Annotated in this window: 2 protein-coding genes; one reads left to right on the top strand and one right to left on the bottom strand. The window is 74.6% G+C overall.

Annotated elements, in window-relative coordinates; translation table 11 throughout:
• On the bottom strand, positions 1–307 hold a 307-nt coding region (locus PSH25_RS29990; protein WP_238662226.1), incomplete at its 3' end, for an AfsR/SARP family transcriptional regulator.
• A 102-nt stretch (positions 308–409) separates the two neighbouring features.
• On the opposite strand from PSH25_RS29990, the gene PSH25_RS29985 reads away from it, so the two are divergent.
• Positions 410–955: a YciI family protein gene (locus PSH25_RS29985; RefSeq protein WP_238662223.1), complete on the top strand. Its 546-nt coding sequence runs from the start codon at positions 410–412 to the stop codon at positions 953–955.
• Positions 956–1,523: the final 568 nt, after the last annotated feature.

Below are 1,523 nucleotides of genomic sequence, written 5' to 3'. Positions count from 1 at the left end.
CGGCGTCGGCGGGCAGCCGCAGCGCGTAGCCCGGTGGCGCGGTGACCAGGACCCGGGCCGGCGCCCGGCGTTCGCGGGCCGGCTCCAGCAGGCGGCGCAGATGCGAGACGTACGCCTGGAGGGAGGCGATCGCCCGGGGCGGCGCGTCGCCCCGCCACAGGTCCTCGATCATCTGACCGACGGAGACGACCTCGCCACGGGCCGCGAGCAGGAGCGCGAGCACGGCGCGTTGACGGGGGCCGCCGAGCTCGACCGGCCCGCCTGTGTCGACCTCGACCTCAAGCGGCCCGAGCACCCGTAGCAGCATGACGGGCCCAATCCTAGTCACGCTGGTCGGCGGCTCACCGGCTGCCGCCGGACACCGGGCAGCCAGCTCGCCGCTGCGCGGGGCACCCGGCGAGAATGCGACGTGGAGTTTCTCTGTTACCACCGTGACCGCCCCGGTTCGGCGGCGTTGCGCGACGAGCTGTTGCCCGAGCACTGGTCGTACATGGACGGGTACGCGGCGGAGATGATCGCCCGTGGCCCGACCTTCGCCGGCGACACGCCCACCGGCAGCCTGCACATCGTCGATGTGCCCGACCCGGCCGCCGCGCGGACATTCGCCTTCCAGGAGCCGAACTACCAGGCCGGCGCGTACCGGGACGTGATGCTGCGCCGATGGCACAACACGCTGGGCCGCACCATGTGGGACTTCCCTGGCGGCCGGACCGGCGGCAACCGCTATCTGGTGCTCGGCCTCGGCGCGGGGCAGGCCGCCGACCTGGCCGTGCCGCCCGACCCGGACGAGCTGATCGCGTACGGGCCCCTGCTGGCCGACGACGGCGTCACCTGGCTCGGCACCGCCGCGCTGCTCCGGGCGCCGAACCCGGACGAGGCGCGCGCGATCCTGACGGCGGACAGGTACGCCGACATTGAGGTGCACAACTGGCAGTTCGGCGGGCGGCCGTCCTGAGCTGCCCTGGTCGCCTCGATCACTTGATGCTGAGTAGTCGTTGAGGGGGCCAGTCTGACTGCTGGGCATCAAGTGATCATCGGAGTCAGGCGGAGGCGGGCAGACCGTCCGGTCGGCGGATCAACGGCGGGCGGGGTATTGCGCGCGCCGTGCCGGCCGGGGCGCCGCCGCCAGCGGGCGCCCGGTTTGCGGCTGACCTCGAAGGCACCGCGCGGATCGACGTCGGGGGGCGGGAATTGTCCCGGGGCGGGTGACCGCCCGTACTGCTCGGAGACAGGGACGCCGCCGTGGCCTGGGTCGGCGCTACGTCGCCCGCCGAGGCGACGGCTCGGAGCCGGCGAGGGCCCGCCACACGGTTGGTGTCGGGACTCGACACGGCTGGCCGCGCGGCCATCGTCGGCGTGGGGTTACGTCCCCGCAGCGCCACCGGGCTGGTGGCACCGCCCGGCCCGACCGGAGCCAGCGCCGCGAAGACGGCGTCGAGGCGGCCCGCCCGAGCGCCAACGGTGTCGAGGCGCACGATCTCGGCGCTCCGCGCCGCCGAGCCGTTGACCGCCCCAGCGCGGAC

Source organism: Micromonospora foliorum (assembly GCF_022229015.1).
Taxonomy (GTDB): Bacteria; Actinomycetota; Actinomycetes; order Mycobacteriales; family Micromonosporaceae; genus Micromonospora; species Micromonospora foliorum.
Note: the sequence above shows the minus strand (reverse complement) of the source record. Positions and strands in the feature narration are given on the sequence as shown.